This is a genomic window from Antarctobacter heliothermus (assembly GCF_900188425.1).
Taxonomy (GTDB): Bacteria; Pseudomonadota; Alphaproteobacteria; order Rhodobacterales; family Rhodobacteraceae; genus Antarctobacter; species Antarctobacter heliothermus.
Genome location: NZ_FZON01000025.1, coordinates 1 through 20,525 on the forward strand (window position 1 = coordinate 1; position 20,525 = coordinate 20,525).

Below are 20,525 nucleotides of genomic sequence, written 5' to 3' on the forward strand. Positions count from 1 at the left end.
ATGGGATGCCTTCACCGCTTTCCTGGAGGATGGGCGCATCTGCCTGACCAACAATGCCGCCGAACGCGCCCTCAGAGGGATCGCATTGGGAAGAAAGTCGTGGCTTTTTGCCGGATCAGAGCGCGGCGGCGAAAGGGCGGCCTTCATGTATACCCTGATTGTCAGCTGCAAGACGAACGACATCGACCCGCAAGCCTGGATGGCAGATGTCCTGGCGCGCTTGCCAGACATCACCGTGTCACGCTTGCCTGAATTGCTCCCATGGAACTGGAAGGCCGAGCAGAAAGCTGTCAAGGCCGCGTGACCGCGTCCCTCGCCGGATGCTTACCCAAGTAATTCGGCCACGGTCGAACCGGAATTTGCGCTCTCTCCTCCCGAACAGGGCGCAATGAGATGGGGCAGGGTCTTCGGATCCTGCCCCGTCTTCGTTTTCGCTGTGTGTTGACGACGGCCTACTGGCAGCCTCCGGTCACATACCGTCCCACCGCCTCATACAACTCATATGAGACCTGGCCATCAAGCGGCCCCGCATAGCCCCCCGCTTTGCGGAAGTACTCCTGCCAAGTATACGGGTCCAGCCGGACAGCCGTCATGAGGTCAGCCACAATCTCTGTATCCGGCACGGACTGCCCGCATCGGACGTAGGCGCGGCTCCACAAGCCCCAGGTCACATCGTCCACCGTGGCCTCTGGATGCGCGATCACGCGAGAGCAGCCAATCGCACGCTCCTGCAAGTCTGATGCGTTGCCGCAAATGTCCCGCACATGATCAAGATCCCAGGGGTCCATTCCCACCGCGCCGTGGCCATTGGCGGCCGGCCCGGAATAGTTGGTGACCCAAGACGTGACCTGATCACCGCAATGCCCAAGGTCGATTGCAAAAACTAGGTCATCCTGTTCAGAGTAGCTGAGGTTGGTCCAGACAAGGTCGCCATAGAGCTGATGCTCACGCCCTGTATGATCCGGGTAGACGCCATAGTCGCAACGGCGCCAGTCGCCGCTTGGGTCCGGGTCCCAGCCAATCCAGTACCCGCTGAACGGCGTCTGCCCCCGAATGATCGGGTTGTTCGGGTCCAGCATCACATAGATCGCGTCCGGGTCGACATAGAGGGTCAGCCGCAGCGACCGGATGTCGAGACGCGCGTATTCGGTCCCGGTCCGATCAACCACGTCGCCGACAATTTCGACGTCGCCAAGGTAATTGCCGTTCTGATCGTATAGCGGGTTCACTCCATCAGCCACGGCGGGACCGGCACAGGCCAAGCCCACCGCAAGCGCCACGTTTCGCAAAATGCCCATCAAATTGTTCCCATGCTTTCAAACGTCACAAAAACCCGTTCGCTGGCCCGTATCCGCTACGGGCCAGCGGTCCAGAGACGAGTTTCAAGGAGTTCTGACTATTCGGCGCGAAGCTCGGCCGTTTCGGGACAATCGTTGCCGCTGTCGTAGCTTGGCAGAATGATCACATAGGCATAGTCGTCCGTTCCATTCGCACGCGGGTTCGGAATGGCATAAGAGAGACCCCACTGCGCTTCGGGGACGTCCATGCTGCCGCCATCCGCGCCGGTGGACGCGCCAGAGCTATTGTACCAGCAGGTCAACGGACTGGCGGAGGCGGCAGAGGCGCAAAGGGTGCAAACAAGCGCAACAACAAATGAACGCATAGGATATCCTTTCAATCTGTCTGATCAGAAAAATAGTGACCGTCGGACAACCGATGACAGGAGCGGTTTACCCGCGCACACGGTTCCCTTCCCAGCGTCACCGCGCAATGGAATTGTGCCGATGCCTGATGATTTTTCGCTGAATGCAATCTATGCGATGGTGCGTGACGAGGAAATCCACCTGAGGGCGCACCACGGCCCCCGATCGTTCCACACAGCAGACCATTTGTTTTCGCAAATCGGGGTCAGCGCGCGGCACCGCGTGCCCGTCTGAAATCGTGCCCCGAACCCTGTCAGGTCCGGGGCACGGAAGGATCAGACGATGGTCGCCTGGGTCGCTGCGCGCAGCTCGTCCTCGGTGACGCCCTCGGCGGTCTCGACGATCTTCAGACCGCCCTCGACCACGTCCAGCACGCCAAGGTTGGTGATGATGCGGTCCACCACGCCTGTGCCGGTCAGCGGCAGGGTACACGCCTTGAGCACCTTGCTGTCGCCGTGCTTGTTAGTGTGGTCCATCACCACGATGACCTTACCGACACCGGCGACAAGATCCATCGCGCCGCCCATGCCCTTGACCAGCTTGCCCGGGATCATCCAGTTCGCAAGGTCGCCGTTTTCGGCCACTTCCATCGCGCCAAGGATCGCGGCTGCGATCTTGCCGCCGCGGATCATGCCAAAGGACGTCGCGCTGTCAAAATAGGACGTGCGCGCCAGTTCAGTGATCGTCTGTTTGCCAGCGTTGATCAGGTCGGGGTCTTCGTCCCCTTCGAACGGAAACGGCCCCATGCCCAACATGCCGTTTTCCGACTGAAGGGTGATGTCCTTGTCACCGACATAGTTGGCCACCAGCGTCGGGATTCCGATGCCAAGGTTCACATACATGCCGTCTTCGAGCTCTTGGGCGGCGCGTGCCGCCATCTGGTTCCGATCCCAAGGCATTATGCTTCCTCCCGCTTGCGAACGGTCCGCTGTTCGATCCGCTTTTCGTGGTCCCCCTGGATGATCCGGTGAACATAGATCCCCGGCAGGTGGATGTGGTCGGGATCAAGCGAGCCGCGCTCTACAATCTCTTCGACCTCGACGACGCAGACCTTGCCGCACATGGCCGCCGGCGGGTTGAAGTTGCGCGCCGTCTTGCGGAACACCAGGTTGCCGGTGTCGTCCGCCTTCCAGGCCTTGACGATGGCGAGATCGGCAAAGATGCCTTCTTCGAGGATATAATCCTCTCCGTTGAAGGTTTTGACTTCTTTGCCTTCGGCGATCTGGGTGCCGACGCCGGTCTTGGTGTAAAAGCCCGGAATGCCGCAGCCAGCGGCGCGCATCCGCTCTGCCAGCGTGCCTTGCGGGTTGAACTCCAACTCCAGCTCCCCTGACAGGTACTGGCGCATGAACTCGGCGTTCTCACCAACATAAGAAGACATCATCTTCTTGACCTGCTTCGTTTCAAGCAGCTTGCCCAGGCCGAAACCATCGACCCCGGCGTTGTTCGACGCAACGGTCAGGTCCTTGACGCCACTCTCGACCAGCGCGTCGATCAGCAATTCCGGAATGCCGCAAAGGCCAAAGCCGCCCGAAGCGATGAGCATGCCGTCAAACAGCACCCCATCCAATGCCTCGGCAGCCGTGCCGTAGACCTTTTTCATGGAAAACTCCCCTGTTTTCTGGATCAGGAGAGTTTTCGCTGCCCCGCAGCGGGATGTCAACGCACCTCCGGGATGTGAGCGCTCACATCAGATCAGCCGCACCTGCGTGCCGATTGGTGTGATCTCGAACAATTCGGCGATCTTTTCATTGTACAGCCCGATACACCCATCCGAGGAAGGACGTCCAATTTTGCGCGTGTCGTGGGTGCCGTGGATCAGATACGCGGGCCAATCGAAATACAGCGCGTGGGTACCCAGCGGATTGTCCGGTGCGCCGCCTTCGACGGGTCGCCAATCGGGGAACCGCTCCATCTGCGAGGCTGTCGGCGTCCACGACGGGCCCACCTTCTTGCGCACGATCTTGGTATAGCCGCGCTTGGTCAGCTCGTCCGTCTTGGGTACAGAAGTCGGGTAAACGCGATAGTCGCTGCCGTCGGCGTTCCAGTAGTGCAACGCGCGGCTGGTGGTGTCGCAGACAATGCAGCCTACGCCCAATTCATCAAAATGGTCCCGCCAGTCCTGACTGGCGAAGCTGGACACATTCCGGCGGGCGCCGGCCATTTCGGATCTCTGTTGCGCGCGGACTTGCGCCGGAACGATCAGGGACGCCCCGCCTGCAAGCAGCAGGCCGCGTCTGGAAATTCTTCCTGTCATGATGCCCTCTTTGCCTGTTTCAGGCAAAAGATACATCTCGCTGCGGCGCGGCACCAATCACATGTTATTTACAGGATGTGTGCAGAGACTCAGTCCGCGTCGTCCGCGGCCTTTTTCGGCGCGGCCTTCTTTGCCGCCGGCTTCTTGGCGGGCGTTTTCTTGGCGGGCGTTTTCTTGGCGGGTGTCTTTTTGGCAGCGGGTTTCTTGGCAGCAGGCTTCTTCTTGCCGCCCTTCGAAGCCTTTTCGTTGACCAGCGCCACCGCCGTCTCCAACGTCAAGTCCTTGGGGTCCACATCCTTGGGCAGGGTCGCATTGACCTTTTCCCACTTGATGTAAGGCCCATAGCGTCCCTCCATCACCGACATTTTGCCGCCATCGGGGTGCTCCCCCATCTCGCGCAGCGCCTTGGCAGCCTGGCGTCCACGCCCCGGATTGGCGCGTTTGTGTGCCAATAGCTCGACCGCGTGGTTCATGCCGATTTCGAAAACCTCCTGAAATTCCTTGAGGTTGACGTAGATGGGTTTTTCCTCATCCGGCAACTGGTGCATGATATAGGGACCAAACCGGCCAAGGTTGGCGCTGACAACGCCGCCGTCCGGGTGCATCCCGACTTCACGCGGCATGGTCAGCAGCGTCAGCGCCTTTTCCAGCGTCATATCCGCTGGATCCCAGCCGGGCAGATAGCTGCCCTTGGCCTTGGGCAGCGATGCGCGTGGCGGTTTCTTGTTCTCGGGCGTGGGTTCGCCGCGCTGAACATAGGGGCCAAAACGCCCGGCCTTGAGCCAGATCTCATCGCCCGCATCCTGCCCCAACAGCTTTTCTTCGCCATCGGCGCCCTCACCCGCGATAGGGCGGGTGTATGTGCATTCGGGATAGTTGCCACAGCCGACAAAGCCGCCGGTGCGGGACGTCTTGAGGTGCAATTGCCCCTGACCGCATTTCGGGCAGATGCGCGGATCGCTGCCATCCTCCCGCGGTGGGTACAGTTGCGGGGCCAACGCCTCGTCCAGGATATCCAAAACTTCGGAGATCCGCAGGTCAGAGGTTTCGGCAATTGCCACGCTGAAATCGCGCCAGAACTTGGCCAGCAGTTCCTTGTAATCGCTGTCGCCCGCGCTGACCTGATCCAGTTCGTTTTCCAGAGCGGCGGTGAAATCATATTCCACATAGCGCTTGAAGAAGTTCAGCAGGAAGATCGTCACGATCCGGCCCTTGTCCTCGGGGAACAGGCGGTTCTGCTCCTTGCGGACGTATTCGCGGTCCTGAATCGTGGTGATGACCGATGCATAGGTCGAGGGCCGACCGATGCCCAGTTCTTCCATCTTTTTGACCAGCGTTGCCTCGGTGTAGCGCGGCGGCGGGTTGGTAAAGCTTTGCGTGGCCAGTGTCGCGCCGTCGCCGGACATGACAGCGGGCAAACCGCGCTCTGTGCCCTTTTCCATCGCCTTGGCGTGGTCGGATTTTAGGCTGCCCGTCGAGAATTTGGCGGGCTCGCCCTGCATGATTTGCGGCAAACGCTTGTCGTCGTCTTCGACCGGCTCGTCGCGGCCTTCTTCGTAGACCTTGAGAAAACCATCGAACAGAACAACCTGCCCGGTCGCGCGCAGGCCGACCTGACCATCGTCGCTGCTGATCTCGACCGTGGTGCGTTCCAGCCGTGCGCCTTCCATCTGGGCCGCCAGGGTGCGTTTCCAGATCAGGTCGTACAGCTTACGCTGGTCGGGTTCCGCCAATCGCAGCGCCTCTGCGTCCTTGGTCATATCGGTCGGGCGGATACACTCGTGCGCTTCCTGCGCGTTCTTGGCCTTGTTTTTATAGATGCGCGGGCTGCTCGGCACATATTCCTTGCCAAACCGATCCTGAATGGCGGCGCGGCATTCCTGCACCGCCTCAGGCGCCATATCGATGCCGTCGGTCCGCATGTAGGTGATGTAGCCTGCTTCGTACAATCGTTGCGCCGTGTTCATCGTCGCTTTGGCGCCCATGCCGAACTTGCGGCTGGCCTCTTGCTGCAGGGTCGAGGTCATGAAGGGTGCGGAAGGGTTGCGCGAAGCTGGTTTTGCCTCAACGCTCATCACTTTCAGCGCGCGTTTTTCAATCGCGCTTACCGCCATTTCGGCCTTGGTCACATTGGCAATGTCGTAGCGGTCCAGCTTTTTGCCAGCAAGATTGACCAGCCGCGCCTCAAATTCCTGCCCGCGCGGCGTGGTCAGCGCCGCGCGCACTTGCCAGTATTCGCGGGCATTGAACGCCTCGATTTCCTGTTCACGCTCGACAATCAGACGCAGGCAGACCGACTGCACCCGCCCGGCAGACCGCGCGCCCGGCAGCTTGCGCCACAGCACCGGCGACAGATTGAACCCCACAAGATAATCCAACGCCCGGCGAGCCAGATAAGCCTCGACCAGCGGCGCGTCAATGTCGCGCGGGTTCTTCATCGCCTCGGTCACTGCGGCCTTGGTGATCGCGTTGAACGTCACCCGCTCCACTTTGGTGGATTTCTTGATCGAACGGCGTTTTGTCAACGCCTCCTTGAGGTGCCAACTGATCGCCTCGCCTTCGCGGTCGGGGTCAGTTGCGAGGATCAGTTCGTCGTCGGATTTCAGCGCTTCGGCGATGGCGGCAACGTGTTTCCGCGAATCGTTCGCGATCTCCCAGGTCATCGCAAAATCATCCTCGGGATCGACCGAACCATTCTTGGCAGGCAGGTCACGCACATGGCCGTAGGATGCCAGAACCGTGTAGTCGGAACCCAGATATTTGTTGATTGTCTTGGCCTTGGCCGGAGATTCGACGACAACGACGGGCATGGGACTCTGCTTTCTCGCGAATAAATTCTATGGCCTTGCGGGGGCCTTGTCTGGTGCCGCGTATGGCGGCGCAACATGTGGGGTGCAAGGCCGATTTGTCAATCAACGGGGATGGGGCGCACCTGATCAGGCTTCTCGAAAGGCGAGTTCTGCGCTTAGTATCAGGGCATTCCGAGGAGGATTGCCATGTTCCGAATTGCCATGACGCTGGCTGCTGCCGCTCTGACCCTTACGCCGTTGTGCGCCGCGGCGTGGGAGACGCCGCAGCGCGGGTCCGACCTGCGAACGCATTTGATGGATGCGATGCGACCACACGCCGAGTGGGTCCTTGGCGCGCCCGTTGCCTTTGTCGTGTCCGACCTGCGAGTCGATGGCAACGTGGCCTTTGCCAGCCTGCATCCGGTGCGGCCCGGCGGGCGCGAGATCACTGCAAGCGAAATCCCGCAGCGCCCCGGCTGGGACAATCCGTTCGACTGGGACGGCGTCGATATTCAGACCCTCTACCTGCGGTCCGGCGACACATGGGTTGCGGTCCATCATGCGATGGGTGCCACCGATGTCTGGTGGGCGGATCCCCAGTTCTGCCCGACATGGGGCGCAGTGATTCCGGAGGTCTGCTGACCCCGGTCAATTGCGCGGCACAAGCGACAACAGCCCCCCGGGCTGCCGCCTGATCTGACCGTCAAGTTCCAGATCCGTCAAGGCGGGCGACACCTTGCCGGCGGATGCGCCAAGATCCCGGATCAGTTGATCCTCGGCAACGGGCGATGGCCCCAGCCGGTCAAGGATACTCTGGTGCAAGGCAGCGGTCTCACGCAGCTTGCTCTTGGCAGAGGGTTTGGCCTGACTTGCGGGTGCGGGCACGGGTGGCACGACATCGGGCTCAGGAAGGTCGAATTGCACCTGTCGAACCGGCATCGTGGGGGCCTCTGCCGGGGGCAGCGCCTCCAGAATGTCCTCGACGTTGCGGATCAGCCGGGCACCATCGCGGATCAGGATGTTGCAACCGCTGGCGCGCGCATCCATCGGGTGGCCGGGCACGGCCAGCACCTCACGGCCCTGATCCAGCGCGGTGCGTGCCGTGATCAGTGAGCCTGACTTGGCCGCCGCCTCAACCACCACAACCCCCCGCGACAGGCCAGAGACGATGCGGTTGCGGGTGGGAAAGTGGCGTGCGACGGGCTGCATTCCGACAGGCTGTTCGCTGATGCGCGCACCACCATTGGCGGCGATTTCCTCTGCAAGGCGGGTGTTTTCGGCAGGATAGAGCACGTCGACCCCGCCAGCCATGACGGCGATCGTTCCGGTGGGCATTGCGCCCACATGAGCAACGGTATCAATCCCGCGTGCCAACCCGGACACCACAACATGGCCTGCCGCCCCTAGCCCCTCGGCCAGACGGCGGCCCATCCGTGTACCCAGCGACGAGGCACTGCGCGCGCCCACCAAGGCCACCTTGGCCCGGCGCAACACGGCACGATCACCGACACCCCAAAGAATCGGGGGCGCATCAGAGATCTCTGCAAGGTCCTCGGGGTAGTCACGCTCGCCACGGCAGATCATCCATGCGCCGATACGCCGTCCAGCCGCCAGTTCCGCCTCAACCACACCCAATGGACAGGATTCGTAGCGATCAACCCCTGCGGCGCGGGCAACCTCGGGCAGCGCATCAAGCGCGGCTTCGGCAGTTCCGTGTTCGGCCAGCAATCTCCAGAAAGTCGTCGGCCCGACGCGGCGTGATCGCAAGAGACGGAGCCAGGCCACACGATGATCTTCCGTGGTGGGTGGGAGTGGGGGGTGAGTGGAAGAGTGAGTTTCGTCGCGCATCCGGACCCCGTCGTCTTGCTTCAGAAGTCATAGCGGCAAGCTGGTTAACGGCAGGTAAATCCCAGTTCGAATTCCATGACTACAAGGCACAACTCACCGAATTCGTGGAAAAACAGGTGAAAAGGCATGGCGCTTTACAAAAAACCGCCACGCCGCCCGCAATCGAATCGATGGCTTGCCACCGGCCCCAAACCAGTGCGCCGAGTGGTTTCCAGCCGATTGGTGGACTTTGTCGACGAACGCAAATGCGCGTGGCCGGAACCTTGTATTGCCCCGCCCCGACCGTCAGGCCTGCGCGCCACCCACGGTCAGGCCGCCGATCATCACCGTGGGTTGCCCCACGCCGACGGGCACCCATTGACCCTGCTTGCCGCAATTCCCCATACCCGGATCCAGCGCCATATCGTTGCCCAGTGCCCGGATCTGATTGAGCGCGGTCGCGCCGTCACCGATCAGCGTGGCGCCCTTGACCGGGGCGCCAACCTTGCCGTCCTTGACCCGGTACGCCTCGGTGCAGCTGAACACGAACTTGCCGTTGGTGATGTCCACCTGCCCGCCGCCAAAGCCCACCGCCCAGATGCCGTCCTTGAGATCGGCGACAATATCCGCCGGATCGGCGTCGCCGCCCAGCATGTAGGTATTGGTCATGCGCGGCATCGGAATATGGGCAAAGCTCTGCCGCCGCCCGTTGCCCGTCGGCTCCACCCCCATCAGGCGGGCGTTCTGCCGGTCCTGCATGTAGCCCACCAGCACGCCGTCCTCGATCAGTACGTTCTTGCCAGAAGGCGTGCCCTCATCGTCGATGGTGATAGACCCGCGACGGTCTGGGATCGTGCCGTCATCCAGAACGGTCACACCTTTGGCGGCCACCCGCTGCCCCATCAACCCGGCAAAGGCCGAAGATCCCTTGCGGTTGAAATCGCCCTCCAGCCCGTGGCCGATGGCCTCGTGCAGCAGGATACCGGGCCAGCCGGGGCCAAGCACGATGTCCATGGCTCCCGCCGGGGCCGGTTCCGCCTCCAGGTTCACCAGCGCGATGCGCAGCGCCTCACGGGCCTTGGACTGCCAGTCCTGCGGTGCCAGCAGCCCCTCTAGCGACACACGTCCGCCCCCGCCTGCCGTGCCGGATTCGCGGCGGCCGTTGTGTTCGACGATGACAGAGACATTGACGCGGGTCATGGGGCGGGTGTCGCTGACCAGCGCCCCGTCCGCCCGCAGGATCGAAACCTCTTGCAGGGAGGCCGCAATGGTCGCCGTCACCTGGACGACGCGCGGGTCCAGATCGCGGGTATAGGCGTCAATCTCGCGCAGCACTTCCAGCTTGACCGGGAAACTGGCGCCGTCGATGGGATCGGCATCGGTATAGAGCGTCCGGTTGGTGCCTGCCGGGGGCGGGGACATGATGCCGCCGCCGTCACCGATCGCCAGTCGCGCCGTATCCACCGCGCGTTTCAGCGCGCTTTCACTGATTTCTGTCGCATGAGCATATCCCGCCACCTCGCCCCGGACGGCGCGCAGACCGAATCCTTCGGACGAATCATAGCTGGCCGTCTTGACCCGCCCGTCGTCCAGCACCAATGATTCCGAGCGGGACCGTTCCAGAAACAACTCGCCGTCCTCGGCACCGTTCAGCGCCGTGCGCACCAGTCTGGTGGTGTTTTCAAGGTCCAGATGGGTCTCGAACGGGCGAAAGGCAGAGGGGGTCATGGGCGTCTCCGGCTTGATCTGGATCAAAAAAGCGGCGGTTTGCCGCAAGGGCCGAGCTTTCCCGGCATACCGGAATATGATTTTAAGCAGGGCAGAACGCAATGGGAGGTGCGTGGGCCGTTCGGGTCCGCCGCCGTGGCCCTCCCGTGGACCACACTCGCAACCGATCAGGGTGAGACATGCAACGCAAATCGATGCTTCTGGGCCTTTTGAGTGCCTTCCTTGCAGTGCCGGCACTGGCGCAAGACCTTCCCGTGCTGGGCAAACCGCACGATGGCGGAATGGGTTTTCAGCCCGCCGCAACCGAACTGGCCGCCGATCTTCAGTGGCTGGACGGCATGGTTTTGGTGATCATCACCATTATCACCCTCTTTGTGACCGGGCTGCTGGCCTTCGCCGCCGTCCGCTTCAACCGCAAGGCCAACCCGGTGCCAAAGGGTTTTACCCACAACTCGCCGCTCGAAGTGGCGTGGACCATTGGCCCGATCGTCATCCTGGTCTTTATCGGCGCGTTCTCACTGCCGGTTCTGTTCAAACAACAGGAAATCCCCGAGGGCGACATCACCATCAAGGTGACCGGCTACCAGTGGTACTGGGGCTATGAATATGTCGGCACCGATCTGGCCTATGACGCCTACATGATCGGCTCACCGGCCACCGGCGGCGACAACCGCATGTCCGCCGGTGTCGAGGAACAGCTGGTCGATGCCGGCTATGAAAAGAGCGACTTCCTGCTGGCCACCGACACCGCCATCGTCCTGCCCGTGGGCAAGACGGTCGTGATGCAGGTCACCGGCGCGGACGTCATTCACTCATGGACCATCCCCGCCTTTGGCGTGAAGCAGGACGCCGTGCCCGGCCGTCTGGCGGAACTGTGGTTCACACCGCAAAAAGAGGGTGTGTACTATGGCCAGTGTTCGGAGCTGTGCGGCATCGCCCACGCTTACATGCCGATCACCGTCAAGGTTGTCAGCGAAGAGGCCTATGAGGCATGGCTTGCTGCGTCGATCGACGAAGGTGGCTATACCGACGTGCGCGCGGTGCTGACCAACTGAGCCTCGGCAGGGTGAAAACCCGCCCTACATAGTGCACACAAGGTGCGCCGCCTCGGCGCATCTTTTGCCAAGGGATCCACAATGAGCGACGCAAGCCTGCATTCGGACGCCTATGAAAACGAGGCTCAGTTCGGCGATTACTTCGCCCTGCTGAAGCCGCGCGTCATGACGCTGGTGGTGTTCACGGCCTTCGTGGGCCTGCTGGCCGCGCCCGTTGCCGTTCATCCCTTTGTGGGCTTTTGCGCCGTGCTGTTCATTGCCGTCGGCGGTGGTGCGTCTGGCGCGCTGAACATGTGGTACGATTCGGACATCGACGCGGTGATGAAACGCACCGCAAGACGCCCGATCCCCGCCGGCAAGGTCACCCGGGATGAGGCGTTGGCCATCGGGTTGACGCTGTCGACCTTTGCCGTCGTCTTTCTTGGCCTCGCCACCAACTGGGTGGCGGCGGGATTGCTGGCCTTTACCATCTTCTTTTACGTCGTGATCTACACCATGTGGCTGAAACGGCTGACGCCTCAGAACATCGTGATCGGCGGTGCCGCCGGGGCCTTTCCCCCGATGATCGGCTGGGCCGCTGCAACGGGCGATATCTCGACCGCCTCGGTGTTGATGTTCTGTCTGACCTTCCTCTGGACGCCGCCGCATTTCTGGGCACTCGCCCTGTTTGTCCGCATGGACTACGACAACGCCACCGTGCCGATGCTGACCGTCACCCACGGTCGCCGCGCCACCCGCCGCCACATCCTTGTCTACACCGTGCTTCTGGCCGCGTTTGCCATCGGCCTTGCCTTCACCCAGGTGGGCGGGCCGATCTATCTGGTGACGGCGCTCGTGTTGAACGCGCTGTTCCTCAAGGGCGCTGTGCAGATTGCCCGCCGTGACGAGGACACCGCCGAAGCGGACAGCTACAAGGCGGAACGGTCGTTTTTCAAACTCTCGCTGCTCTACCTCTTCGCCCACTTCGGGGCGATCCTGGTGGACGCCGGTCTTGACCGCGCGGGGGTCTGGGGATGAGCCTGAGCAAACAGCATGAGTTGCACAAACGCCGTCAGGGCCGCAACACCGGCGTCGGTCTGGTTCTGGCGGCATTTGTCGTGATCATTCTGGGATTGACCTATGTGAAAATCACACAAGGCGGGCTCCAGATGCAGCCCGAGCGGGGAGTGTCCGATGGCGGTTGACGGAAAACAGAAAACACTTCTGCAAACGGTTGGCGTTGTGGTGCTCATGGGCGGCCTCGCCTGGGCTTCGGTTCCGTTTTACGACTGGTTCTGCAAGGTTACGGGCTTTGGCGGCACACCCAACGTGGCCGCCGCTGCCGGGGACGTTCTGGACAAGACGATCAAGGTCCGCTTTGACGCCTCCAAGGAACGCGGCATGCCGTGGGAGTTCAAACCCGTCGAGCGTGAGATGACCATCCGCATCGGTGAACAGGGTCTGGCCTTTTATGAGGCGTACAACCCCACCAACCGCCCCATTGCCGGGCAGGCCAGCTATAACGTGACCCCCTACGAGGCGGGCGCCTTCTTTTCCAAGATCGACTGTTTCTGCTTCGAAGAGCAGGTGCTGATGCCCGGCGAACGGGTCATGATGCCGGTCAGCTTTTTCGTCGACACCGGCATCGTGTCCGACCGCGATGCCAAACACACCGGCCACATTACGCTAAGCTATACTTTCTACGAGATCGACCTGCCCGAAGAGACGCAGGCCGCTCTTGACGCCAAAAGAGACGCGGATGCGTCCGTCAACTAACGCCAAACGAGGGAATGAACTGACATGGCGCATGCAAAGAACCACGATTACCACATTCTGAACCCCTCCATCTGGCCGCTTCTCGGCGCGGTTTTTGGCTTTGCCATGCTGTTCGGCGCAGTGGCCTGGATGTCTGGGGAAATGACCATCCTGTTCGAGGCGATCACTCTGAGCGGGCCTTGGCTGTTCCTGATCGGCTTTGTCGGCGTGCTCTACGTCATGTTCGGCTGGTGGTCAGAGACCGTCGTCGAAAACAAGGTCGGCGATCACACCCCCGTTGTGCTGATCGGCCTGCGCTACGGCTTTATCCTGTTCATCATGTCCGAGGTGATGTTCTTCTTCGCCTGGTTCTGGTCGTTCTTCAAACACGCCATGTACCCGATGGACCCAGCCGGCAATTCGCCCGCCGTTGACGGTGTCTGGCCGCCTGCTGGAATCGAAACATTCGACCCCTGGCACCTGCCGCTGATCAACACGCTGATCCTGCTCTGTTCGGGCGCCGCAGCCACCTGGGCGCACCACGCCCTGGTGCATGAGGACAACCGGCGGGACGTCAAGAACGGTCTGATCATCGCCATCCTGCTGGGCATGATCTTTACGGTGTTCCAGGCCTACGAATACAGCCACGCCGCCTTTGGCTTCTCCGGCAACATCTATGGCGCCAACTTCTTCATGGCGACCGGGTTTCACGGCTTCCACGTTGTTGTCGGCACGATCTTTCTGTTCATCTGCCTGATGCGCGTGCTGCGCGGCCACTTTACCGCCGATAACCATCTCGGGTTTGAGGCCGCCGCCTGGTACTGGCACTTTGTCGACGTGGTCTGGCTGTTCCTGTTCTGCGCCGTCTACATCTGGGGCGGCTGAGGACCGGCAGGCCACAAGCCCATCCAGTGCCCCACTGGCAAGGATGGGTCTTGCACCCACGGCCTCACACGATAAACCAAGGCGCGCCCATATGGGCGCGCCTTTTCGTTTCGGAGCCGGCCTCTTGAACCGCTACACCGCCCCTCTTGTCCTTGGTCTGACCGGCATAGCCATCCTGCTGTGGCTGGGCACCTGGCAAATCCAGCGACTGGCGTGGAAACAGGACATCCTGTCCGAGATCGAAACCACCATCGCGGACGCCCCACAGCCCCTGCCCCGTCTCATCGACCCCGACGCGCAACGCTATCAACCTGTCGAGCTGACAGGAGAGATGGGCGGCGACGCGCTCGCGGTTCTAGTGTCTGTGAAACATCGCGGCGCGGGCTGGCGATTTATTTCGGCCTTCCAGACCGACGACGGGCGGCGCATCCTGCTGGATCGCGGCTATGTTCCGGTCGACCAGAAGGACCTGCCACTTTATGCAGGCCCCGCGACGATCCGGGGCAATCTGCACTGGACGGATGACCGCAATTCCTCCACCCCCGCCAACGATCCCGCCAAGAACATCTGGTACGCCCGCGACATCGGCCCGATGGCCGAGGCGCTGGACACCGAACCGCTGCTGGTGATCGTCCGCGACATGTCCCCCGCCGACCCGGGCGTGACGCCGTTGCCCGTCGACACCGACGGCATCCCGAATGATCACTTGCAATATGCCATAACGTGGTTTTCGCTCGCCGCGGTCTGGCTCATCATGACTGGCGTCTGGATGCGGCGTCTCAAGACAGGCAAGGAGTCCTGACATGCGTTACATTTCGACCCGGGGACAGGCCCCCGCGCTGACCTTCGAAGAGGCCATGCTGTCCGGTCTGGCCCGCGATGGCGGTCTATATGTGCCCGAGACCATCCCGCAGATGAGCGCCGATGACATCCGCGCCCTGCACGGTCTCAGCTATGAGGAAACCGCCTTTCGCGTGATGCGCCCCTTTGTGGGCGATGGGTTCACCGATGAGGTCTTTGCCGACCTGATCGCCAAGGCCTACGCCGGGTTCGAACACAACGCCCGCGCGCCAATGGTGCAAATCGCGCCGGGGCATTTCCTGCTGGAACTGTTCCACGGCCCCACGCTGGCCTTCAAAGACTTTGCCATGCAGCTGATCGGCCAGTTGTTCCAAGAGGCGCTGGAACGGCGCGGAGAGCGTGTCACCATCGTCGGCGCGACCTCTGGTGACACGGGCTCTGCGGCCATCGAGGCGTTCAAAGGGCTCGACAATGTCGATGTGTTTATCCTCTACCCGCATGGTCGCGTATCAGAGGTGCAGCGGCGCCAGATGACCACCCCGCCCGAGGCCAACGTACACGCTCTGGCGATGGATGGTCATTTCGACGATTGCCAAGCCCGCCTCAAGGACATGTTCAACCACTTTGAGTTCCGCGACACCGTGCGGCTGGCGGGTGTGAACAGCATCAACTGGGCGCGCGTTCTGGCGCAGGTGGTCTACTACTTCTCCTCCGCTGTCAGCCTTGGCGCGCCGGACCGCAAGGTCAGCTTTACGGTGCCCACCGGCAACTTTGGCGACATCTTTGCAGGCTACATCGCCAAGCGCATGGGCCTGCCCATCGACCGGCTGGTGGTCGCCACCAACCAGAACGACATCCTGCACCGCTGCCTGTCGTCGGGCGCATACGCCACGTCGCAGGTGCATCCGTCGATCAGCCCCTCGATGGACATTCAGGTCAGCAGCAACTTTGAGCGCGCTCTGTTCGACGCCTATGGCCGCGACGGCAATGCCGTGGCGCAGCTAATGGACGAGTTGAAAAACGGCGGCTTCAACGTCAGCCAGGGCGCGTTGCAGGCGCTGCGCGAACATTTCGACAGCGGTCGCGTGTCCGAGGAGCAGACCTTGGAAACCATCCGCAGCGCCAACGCCTCGATGGGCGAACTGCTCTGCCCGCATTCGGCCATCGGCGTGCGCGTGGGTGAGGACATGCGCGACCCGGCCACACCGATGATCACGCTGGCCACCGCCCATCCGGCCAAGTTCCCCGACGCGGTTGAAAAGGCCAGCGGCATTCGCCCCCCTCTTCCAAATCGCATGGCGGACCTTTATGAGCGTTCGGAACGGGTAACCCGGGTCGAAAACGACCTCACCGCCCTAGAGACCCTCATTCAGGAGCGTATTGCCAAGTGACCGTCAAACTCGCCACCCTCTCCAACGGATTGCGTATCGTGACCGAAAACATGCCGGGCCTTCAATCGGCGGCTGTCGGTCTCTGGGTCACGGCAGGCGGACGCCACGAGCGGGTCGAGCAGAACGGCATTGCCCATTTCCTCGAACACATGGCCTTCAAGGGAACCAAGCGGCGCAGCGCGTTGCAGATCGCCGAGGCGATCGAAGATGTGGGTGGCTATATCAACGCCTATACCTCGCGCGAGGTGACGGCCTATTACGCCCGCGTGCTGAACGCGGACGTCGGCCTGGCGGTGGACGTGATCGCCGACATCCTGCGCAATCCAGTTTTCGACCCCGCAGAGATCGAGGTAGAGCGCCATGTGATCCTGCAGGAAATCGGTCAGGCGCATGACACGCCCGACGACGTGATCTTTGACTGGTTGCAGGAAAAGGCCTATCCGGATCAACCCATCGGTCGCACCATTCTGGGCGAAACCGCGCGCGTGCAGGGGTTCAACCGCGACGACCTTGCCGCCTTTGTCAATGAACACTACGGCCCGGACCAGATGATCCTGTCGGCCGCTGGTGGCGTCGATCACGACGCGCTGGTGAAACAGGCCGAAGACCTGTTTGGCGACATGGTCCCGCGCAGCGCGCTGAGTGCCGACGCAGCCCGCTTTCACGGCGGCGAGGCGCGGCGCACCAAGGATCTGGAACAAGCGCATCTGGCGCTTGCGTTTGAGGCCCCCGGCTATCGCGACCCGGCCTTTTACGCCGCCCAGATCTATTCCGTGGCCCTTGGCGGCGGCATGTCCTCGCGCCTGTTCCAAGAGATCCGCGAGAAACGCGGCCTGTGCTACACGATCTTCGCCCAGAACGGCGCCTATGCCGACACGGGCATGACGACGATCTACGCAGGCACCTCGGGTGCCGAGATGCCCGAACTCATCAACCTGACCATAGATGAAATGAAGCGCGCCACCGAGGACATGAGCGACGCCGAGGTCGAGCGTGCCCGCGCCCAGATGAAGGCCGGTCTGCTCATGGGTCTCGAAAGCCCGTCGTCGCGTGCCGAACGCAGCGCCCGCATGATCCAGATCTGGGGAGAGGTGCCGCCGATCGAAAAGACCGTGGCCAAGATTGATGCCGTCACCCGCGCCGACGTGCTGCGCTTTGCCGAAGAGCAGGCCGCTCAGGCCGCCGCCGCGCTGGCGCTTTACGGTCCGGTGGACACGGCTCCCACCCTCGCCGATGTGCAGGCGCGCCGAGCGGCATGATGCTGGCGTTCCGGCGCAAGGTTAAGCTAGAGACCGAGCGGCTGACCCTGCGCCCGCCGATCCATTCCGATTACACGCCCTGGTCGCTCCTGCGCCGGGAAAGCGAGACATTCCTGACCCCGTGGGAACCGTCCTGGGCTCCGGACCACCTGACGCGCAAGGCGTTTACCAACCGCGTCTACTGGGCGTCCCGCTCTATCGGGTCCGGCAGTGCGCTGCCGATGTTTGTCGTGCGCCGTGACGATCAGGCCCTGCTGGGCGCCATCACGCTGGACAACATCCGCCGCGGCCCGGCGCAGGCCGGCACCTTGGGGTATTGGGTCGGCGAGCGATATACGCGGCACGGCTACATGTCCGAGGCCATCGCCGCCATGGTCCACTACGCCTTTGAACACATGGGGCTCAGCCGACTAGAGGCCGCCTGCCTTCCCGAAAACGTCGCCTCGCGCGGCTTGCTGGAACAGTCGGGTTTCAAATACGAAGGCGTCGCGCAAAGCTATCTGCAGATCAACGGACGCTGGCGGACCCATGTTCTGTACGCGGCGCTCAGGATCGACCGGCGCGGACGAACCGACATCGGCTGATCCGCGCCGCGTGCATGGTTTTCCGGCATCCGCCCTGCTCTGCCCCCGATCCACGCAGTTGTGCATTTGGCAATTTGCGCCCACGCGCTACCCTTACGGCACCCCATAGTGTCCGCCGTAGGAGCGTCCGATGATCCGCCTCGCCGCCGCCATGCTCTGCCTTCTTGCCAGCGCCCTCAGCGCGCAGGAACAGCGCCGCCCCAGTCATTGCATCGCCATCGCAGACGCAGCGCCCGGGCTGGAATACCTGCACAAGGCCAGTTGGACAGATCCGATCCCCGACTACAGCGTGCGCATCCACTACATCGCCCATGCGTCCTTCATGATCCAGACGCGCGGCGGGCTGGAGGCGGTGACCGATTTCAACGGCTTCATTGGCAACACGCGGCTGATCCCCGACGTCGTGACAATGAACCATGCCCACACCACCCACTGGACCAACGCATTGGACCCGGCGATTCCGCATGTGCTGCGCGGCTGGGGAGAAGAGTTTGGCAGCGGGATCGAACACCATCTCGATCTGGACGAAATGCTGATCCGCAATGTTTCGACTGATATCCGCTCTGCCTATGGCGGCGATGAGCCGAACGGAAACTCGATTTTCATCTTCGAGGTCGAGGGTCTGTGCATCGCCCACCTGGGCCACCTGCACCATGAACCCACCTCGCGCCAATACGCAGCGCTGGGGCGGGCCGACATCCTGATGGTGCCGGTGGACGGTGGCATGACGATCCCGCTTGCAACGGTGGAACGAATCGTGGACCGGCTGAAAAGCTCTGTCGTGATCCCGATGCATTGGTTTTCGGGCTATGCGCTGGAACAATTCCTCACCAGCGTCGGCGACACCTTTGCCATAGACAGGCGCGATAGCGCCGCGCTGGAAATCTCTTTGCGCGATCTGCCCTCCCGGCCCACGGTCATCGTGTTGCAGCCAAGTTTCCTGAGCGACCCGGACTGACCCGGACACTTCCTTGTGCTTCTTCTTTGCCGAAATACTCCGGGGTGCGTGAGGGGCTGGCCCCTCACACCTGCCCGTGCCACAAACGCATCGATCTTTGCCCGGAGGACTTCATGCCACTCGCCCCCGCCGACGATGCCTTTGCCAGCCGCCTGGGCCAGACCTTGCCAGCTGACACCTTGCGCCCGGCAGAGCCGCGCTTCCTCGAAGAACCGCGCGGGCGCTGGACCAGCACCGCAACATGGGTCGCCCTGCCGCGCAAGGTCGAAGAGGTGGCAGCGATCGTGACTGCCTGCGCCGAAGAGGGGATCGGCATCGTCCCCTTTGGGGGTGGCACCGGCCTCGTTGGCGGACAGTTGCAGCCCGAAGGCCCCGCCCCGCTGGTGATTTCGCTGGAACGCATGTCCGCGATCCGCGCCGTCTACCCGCAGGAAAACGTCGCCGTGGTCGAGGCTGGGGCAATTCTGGCGGATGTTCAGCGCGCCGCCGAAGAGGCGGATCGACTCTTTCCGCTATCGCTGGCCTCCGAAGGGTCGGCGCAGATCGGCGGGTTGCTCGGAACCAATGCGGGCGGCGTCAACACGCTGCGCTATGGCAATGCGCGCGACCTGGTGCTGGGGCTGGAGGCGGTCCTCCCCGACGGGTCGATCTGGCACGGCCTGAAACGGTTACGAAAGGACAACACCGGCTACGATCTGCGTCACCTGCTGATCGGTGCCGAGGGCACGCTGGGCATCATCACCGCCGCCAGCCTGAAACTTGCCCCCCGTCCCACCACCATCGGGACGGCGCTGATGACCGTCCCCTCCCCCGAGGCGGCGCTGGCGTTGTTGGCCATGGCGCGCGGACAGCTGGGCGAGACGGTCAGCGCGTTCGAGTTGCTGCACCGCACCGGGTTTGACTTTCTGGCCGAAACCCTGCCGGACCTGCGCCAGCCCTGGGCCACCGCGCCGGACTGGTCGGTGTTGATCGAGATCGGCCAAGGCGCGGGCGCTGACCCGTCGGCCGCGCTGGAAGAGATCTTCGCCGAGGCCTTTGAGGCCGGTCTGGTGTCGGACGGGATTATCGCACAATCGGTCGGGCAGTCTCGGGATCTCTGGACCCTGCGCGAACACATCCCCGAGGCGAACCGGCGTATCGGAGCGGTGTCGAGCCATGACATTTCCGTCCCGCTGGGCCTGATCCCCGACTTCATCACCCGCGCCGGGGCCGCGCTGGCCACGCTGGGTGACTGGCGGATCAACTGCTTTGGGCATGTGGGGGATGGCAACCTGCACTATAATGTTTTTCCCGCGCCGGGGCGCACCCGCGAAGATCACGTCAATCAGCGCGATGCGATCAAGACCTGCGTGCACGACCTCGTGCATGACCTTGGCGGGTCGATCAGCGCCGAACACGGCGTCGGGCGGCTCAAGGTCGACGATCTGGAACGCTACGGCGACCCGGCCAAACTGGCGGCGATGCGGGCAATCAAGGCGGCGTTGGACCCCAGGAGCATCATGAACCCGGGCGCGGTCTTGCGGGCCTGAGTCGCGGCAAGGTCCTGGATCAAGT

21 protein-coding genes are annotated in these 20,525 nt (G+C 62.5%); 13 read left to right on the top strand and 8 right to left on the bottom strand.

Annotated elements, in window-relative coordinates; translation table 11 throughout:
- The coding region (locus CHB90_RS13555; protein WP_141135879.1) for a transposase domain-containing protein at nucleotides 1-304 on the top strand (304 nt) is incomplete at its 5' end.
- Between the two features lie 148 nt (nucleotides 305-452).
- Here CHB90_RS13555 and CHB90_RS13560 read toward each other — a convergent pair.
- The 6 genes from CHB90_RS13560 to topA all read right to left on the bottom strand — a co-directional run bounded on the left by CHB90_RS13560 (nucleotide 453) and on the right by topA (nucleotide 6,770).
- On the bottom strand, nucleotides 453-1,298 hold the full coding sequence (locus CHB90_RS13560) for a hypothetical protein (protein WP_089278410.1): 846 nt from the start codon (nucleotides 1,296-1,298) through the stop codon (nucleotides 453-455).
- Between the two features lie 98 nt (nucleotides 1,299-1,396).
- The gene (locus tag CHB90_RS13565; protein ID WP_089278411.1) at nucleotides 1,397-1,663 is read right to left on the bottom strand and encodes a hypothetical protein; all 267 of its coding nucleotides are present in this window, start codon (nucleotides 1,661-1,663) and stop codon (nucleotides 1,397-1,399) included.
- A gap of 315 nt (nucleotides 1,664-1,978) precedes the next feature.
- Nucleotides 1,979-2,602, bottom strand: a complete 624-nt coding sequence (locus CHB90_RS13570) for a 3-oxoacid CoA-transferase subunit B (protein WP_089278412.1) — start codon at nucleotides 2,600-2,602, stop codon at nucleotides 1,979-1,981.
- Nucleotides 2,602-3,306 (bottom strand): CoA transferase subunit A, encoded by a 705-nt coding sequence (locus CHB90_RS13575; protein ID WP_089278413.1) that lies wholly within the window; start codon nucleotides 3,304-3,306, stop codon nucleotides 2,602-2,604. The genes CHB90_RS13570 and CHB90_RS13575 overlap by 1 nt, the downstream gene beginning before the upstream one ends.
- An 87-nt stretch (nucleotides 3,307-3,393) precedes the next feature.
- Nucleotides 3,394-3,960, bottom strand: a complete 567-nt coding sequence (locus tag CHB90_RS13580) for a L,D-transpeptidase (RefSeq protein WP_089278459.1) — start codon at nucleotides 3,958-3,960, stop codon at nucleotides 3,394-3,396.
- A gap of 89 nt (nucleotides 3,961-4,049) precedes the next feature.
- The gene (topA, locus tag CHB90_RS13585) at nucleotides 4,050-6,770 is read right to left on the bottom strand and encodes a type I DNA topoisomerase (protein WP_089278414.1); all 2,721 of its coding nucleotides are present in this window, start codon (nucleotides 6,768-6,770) and stop codon (nucleotides 4,050-4,052) included.
- Nucleotides 6,771-6,956: 186 nt separating this feature from the next.
- Here topA and CHB90_RS13590 point away from each other — a divergent pair, with 186 nt between their 5' ends.
- Nucleotides 6,957-7,391, top strand: a complete 435-nt coding sequence (locus CHB90_RS13590) for a hypothetical protein (RefSeq protein ID WP_089278415.1) — start codon at nucleotides 6,957-6,959, stop codon at nucleotides 7,389-7,391.
- 6 nt (nucleotides 7,392-7,397) lie between these two features.
- Here the strand turns inward: CHB90_RS13590 and dprA are convergent, their stop codons facing one another.
- Together dprA and tldD are read right to left on the bottom strand one after the other, a co-directional pair.
- Entirely contained in the window at nucleotides 7,398-8,597 is a 1,200-nt protein-coding gene (gene dprA, locus CHB90_RS13595) for a DNA-processing protein DprA (protein ID WP_089278416.1), read from the bottom strand.
- Between the two features lie 285 nt (nucleotides 8,598-8,882).
- Nucleotides 8,883-10,304, bottom strand: a complete 1,422-nt coding sequence (gene tldD, locus CHB90_RS13600) for a metalloprotease TldD (protein WP_089278460.1) — start codon at nucleotides 10,302-10,304, stop codon at nucleotides 8,883-8,885.
- Between the two features lie 179 nt (nucleotides 10,305-10,483).
- Here tldD and coxB point away from each other — a divergent pair, with 179 nt between their 5' ends.
- From coxB to CHB90_RS13650, 11 genes are all read left to right on the top strand, one after another.
- Nucleotides 10,484-11,359 carry a cytochrome c oxidase subunit II gene (gene coxB, locus CHB90_RS13605; RefSeq protein WP_089278417.1) on the top strand — a complete coding sequence of 292 codons (876 nt, stop codon included), beginning with the start codon at nucleotides 10,484-10,486 and terminating at the stop codon, nucleotides 11,357-11,359.
- Between the two features lie 81 nt (nucleotides 11,360-11,440).
- Nucleotides 11,441-12,376: a heme o synthase gene (gene cyoE / locus CHB90_RS13610; protein ID WP_089278418.1), complete on the top strand. Its 936-nt coding sequence runs from the start codon at nucleotides 11,441-11,443 to the stop codon at nucleotides 12,374-12,376.
- Complete coding sequence (locus CHB90_RS26570; RefSeq protein ID WP_170941063.1) at nucleotides 12,373-12,543, top strand: hypothetical protein; 171 nt, start codon at nucleotides 12,373-12,375, stop codon at nucleotides 12,541-12,543. Before cyoE ends, CHB90_RS26570 begins: the two co-directional genes overlap by 4 nt.
- Nucleotides 12,533-13,114, top strand: coding sequence for a cytochrome c oxidase assembly protein (locus tag CHB90_RS13615; protein WP_089278419.1), 582 nt, complete (start codon nucleotides 12,533-12,535; stop codon nucleotides 13,112-13,114). The genes CHB90_RS26570 and CHB90_RS13615 overlap by 11 nt, the downstream gene beginning before the upstream one ends.
- Before the next feature lie 24 nt (nucleotides 13,115-13,138).
- On the top strand, nucleotides 13,139-13,978 hold the full coding sequence (locus CHB90_RS13620; RefSeq protein WP_089278420.1) for a cytochrome c oxidase subunit 3: 840 nt from the start codon (nucleotides 13,139-13,141) through the stop codon (nucleotides 13,976-13,978).
- A gap of 124 nt (nucleotides 13,979-14,102) precedes the next feature.
- Nucleotides 14,103-14,780, top strand: a complete 678-nt coding sequence (locus tag CHB90_RS13625; RefSeq protein ID WP_089278461.1) for an SURF1 family protein — start codon at nucleotides 14,103-14,105, stop codon at nucleotides 14,778-14,780.
- A gap of 1 nt (nucleotide 14,781) precedes the next feature.
- On the top strand, nucleotides 14,782-16,170 hold the full coding sequence (gene thrC, locus CHB90_RS13630; protein ID WP_089278421.1) for a threonine synthase: 1,389 nt from the start codon (nucleotides 14,782-14,784) through the stop codon (nucleotides 16,168-16,170).
- Nucleotides 16,167-17,429: a M16 family metallopeptidase gene (locus tag CHB90_RS13635; RefSeq protein ID WP_089278422.1), complete on the top strand. Its 1,263-nt coding sequence runs from the start codon at nucleotides 16,167-16,169 to the stop codon at nucleotides 17,427-17,429. The genes thrC and CHB90_RS13635 overlap by 4 nt, the downstream gene beginning before the upstream one ends.
- Nucleotides 17,429-18,013 carry a GNAT family N-acetyltransferase gene (locus tag CHB90_RS13640; protein WP_089278462.1) on the top strand — a complete coding sequence of 195 codons (585 nt, stop codon included), beginning with the start codon at nucleotides 17,429-17,431 and terminating at the stop codon, nucleotides 18,011-18,013. The genes CHB90_RS13635 and CHB90_RS13640 overlap by 1 nt, the downstream gene beginning before the upstream one ends.
- Nucleotides 18,014-18,143: 130 nt before the next feature.
- A complete protein-coding gene (locus tag CHB90_RS13645) occupies nucleotides 18,144-18,971 on the top strand; it encodes an MBL fold metallo-hydrolase (RefSeq protein ID WP_089278423.1) in 828 nt (275 codons plus the stop codon).
- A 113-nt stretch (nucleotides 18,972-19,084) separates the two neighbouring features.
- Entirely contained in the window at nucleotides 19,085-20,500 is a 1,416-nt protein-coding gene (locus CHB90_RS13650) for an FAD-binding oxidoreductase (protein WP_089278424.1), read from the top strand.
- Nucleotides 20,501-20,525 lie beyond the last annotated feature (25 nt).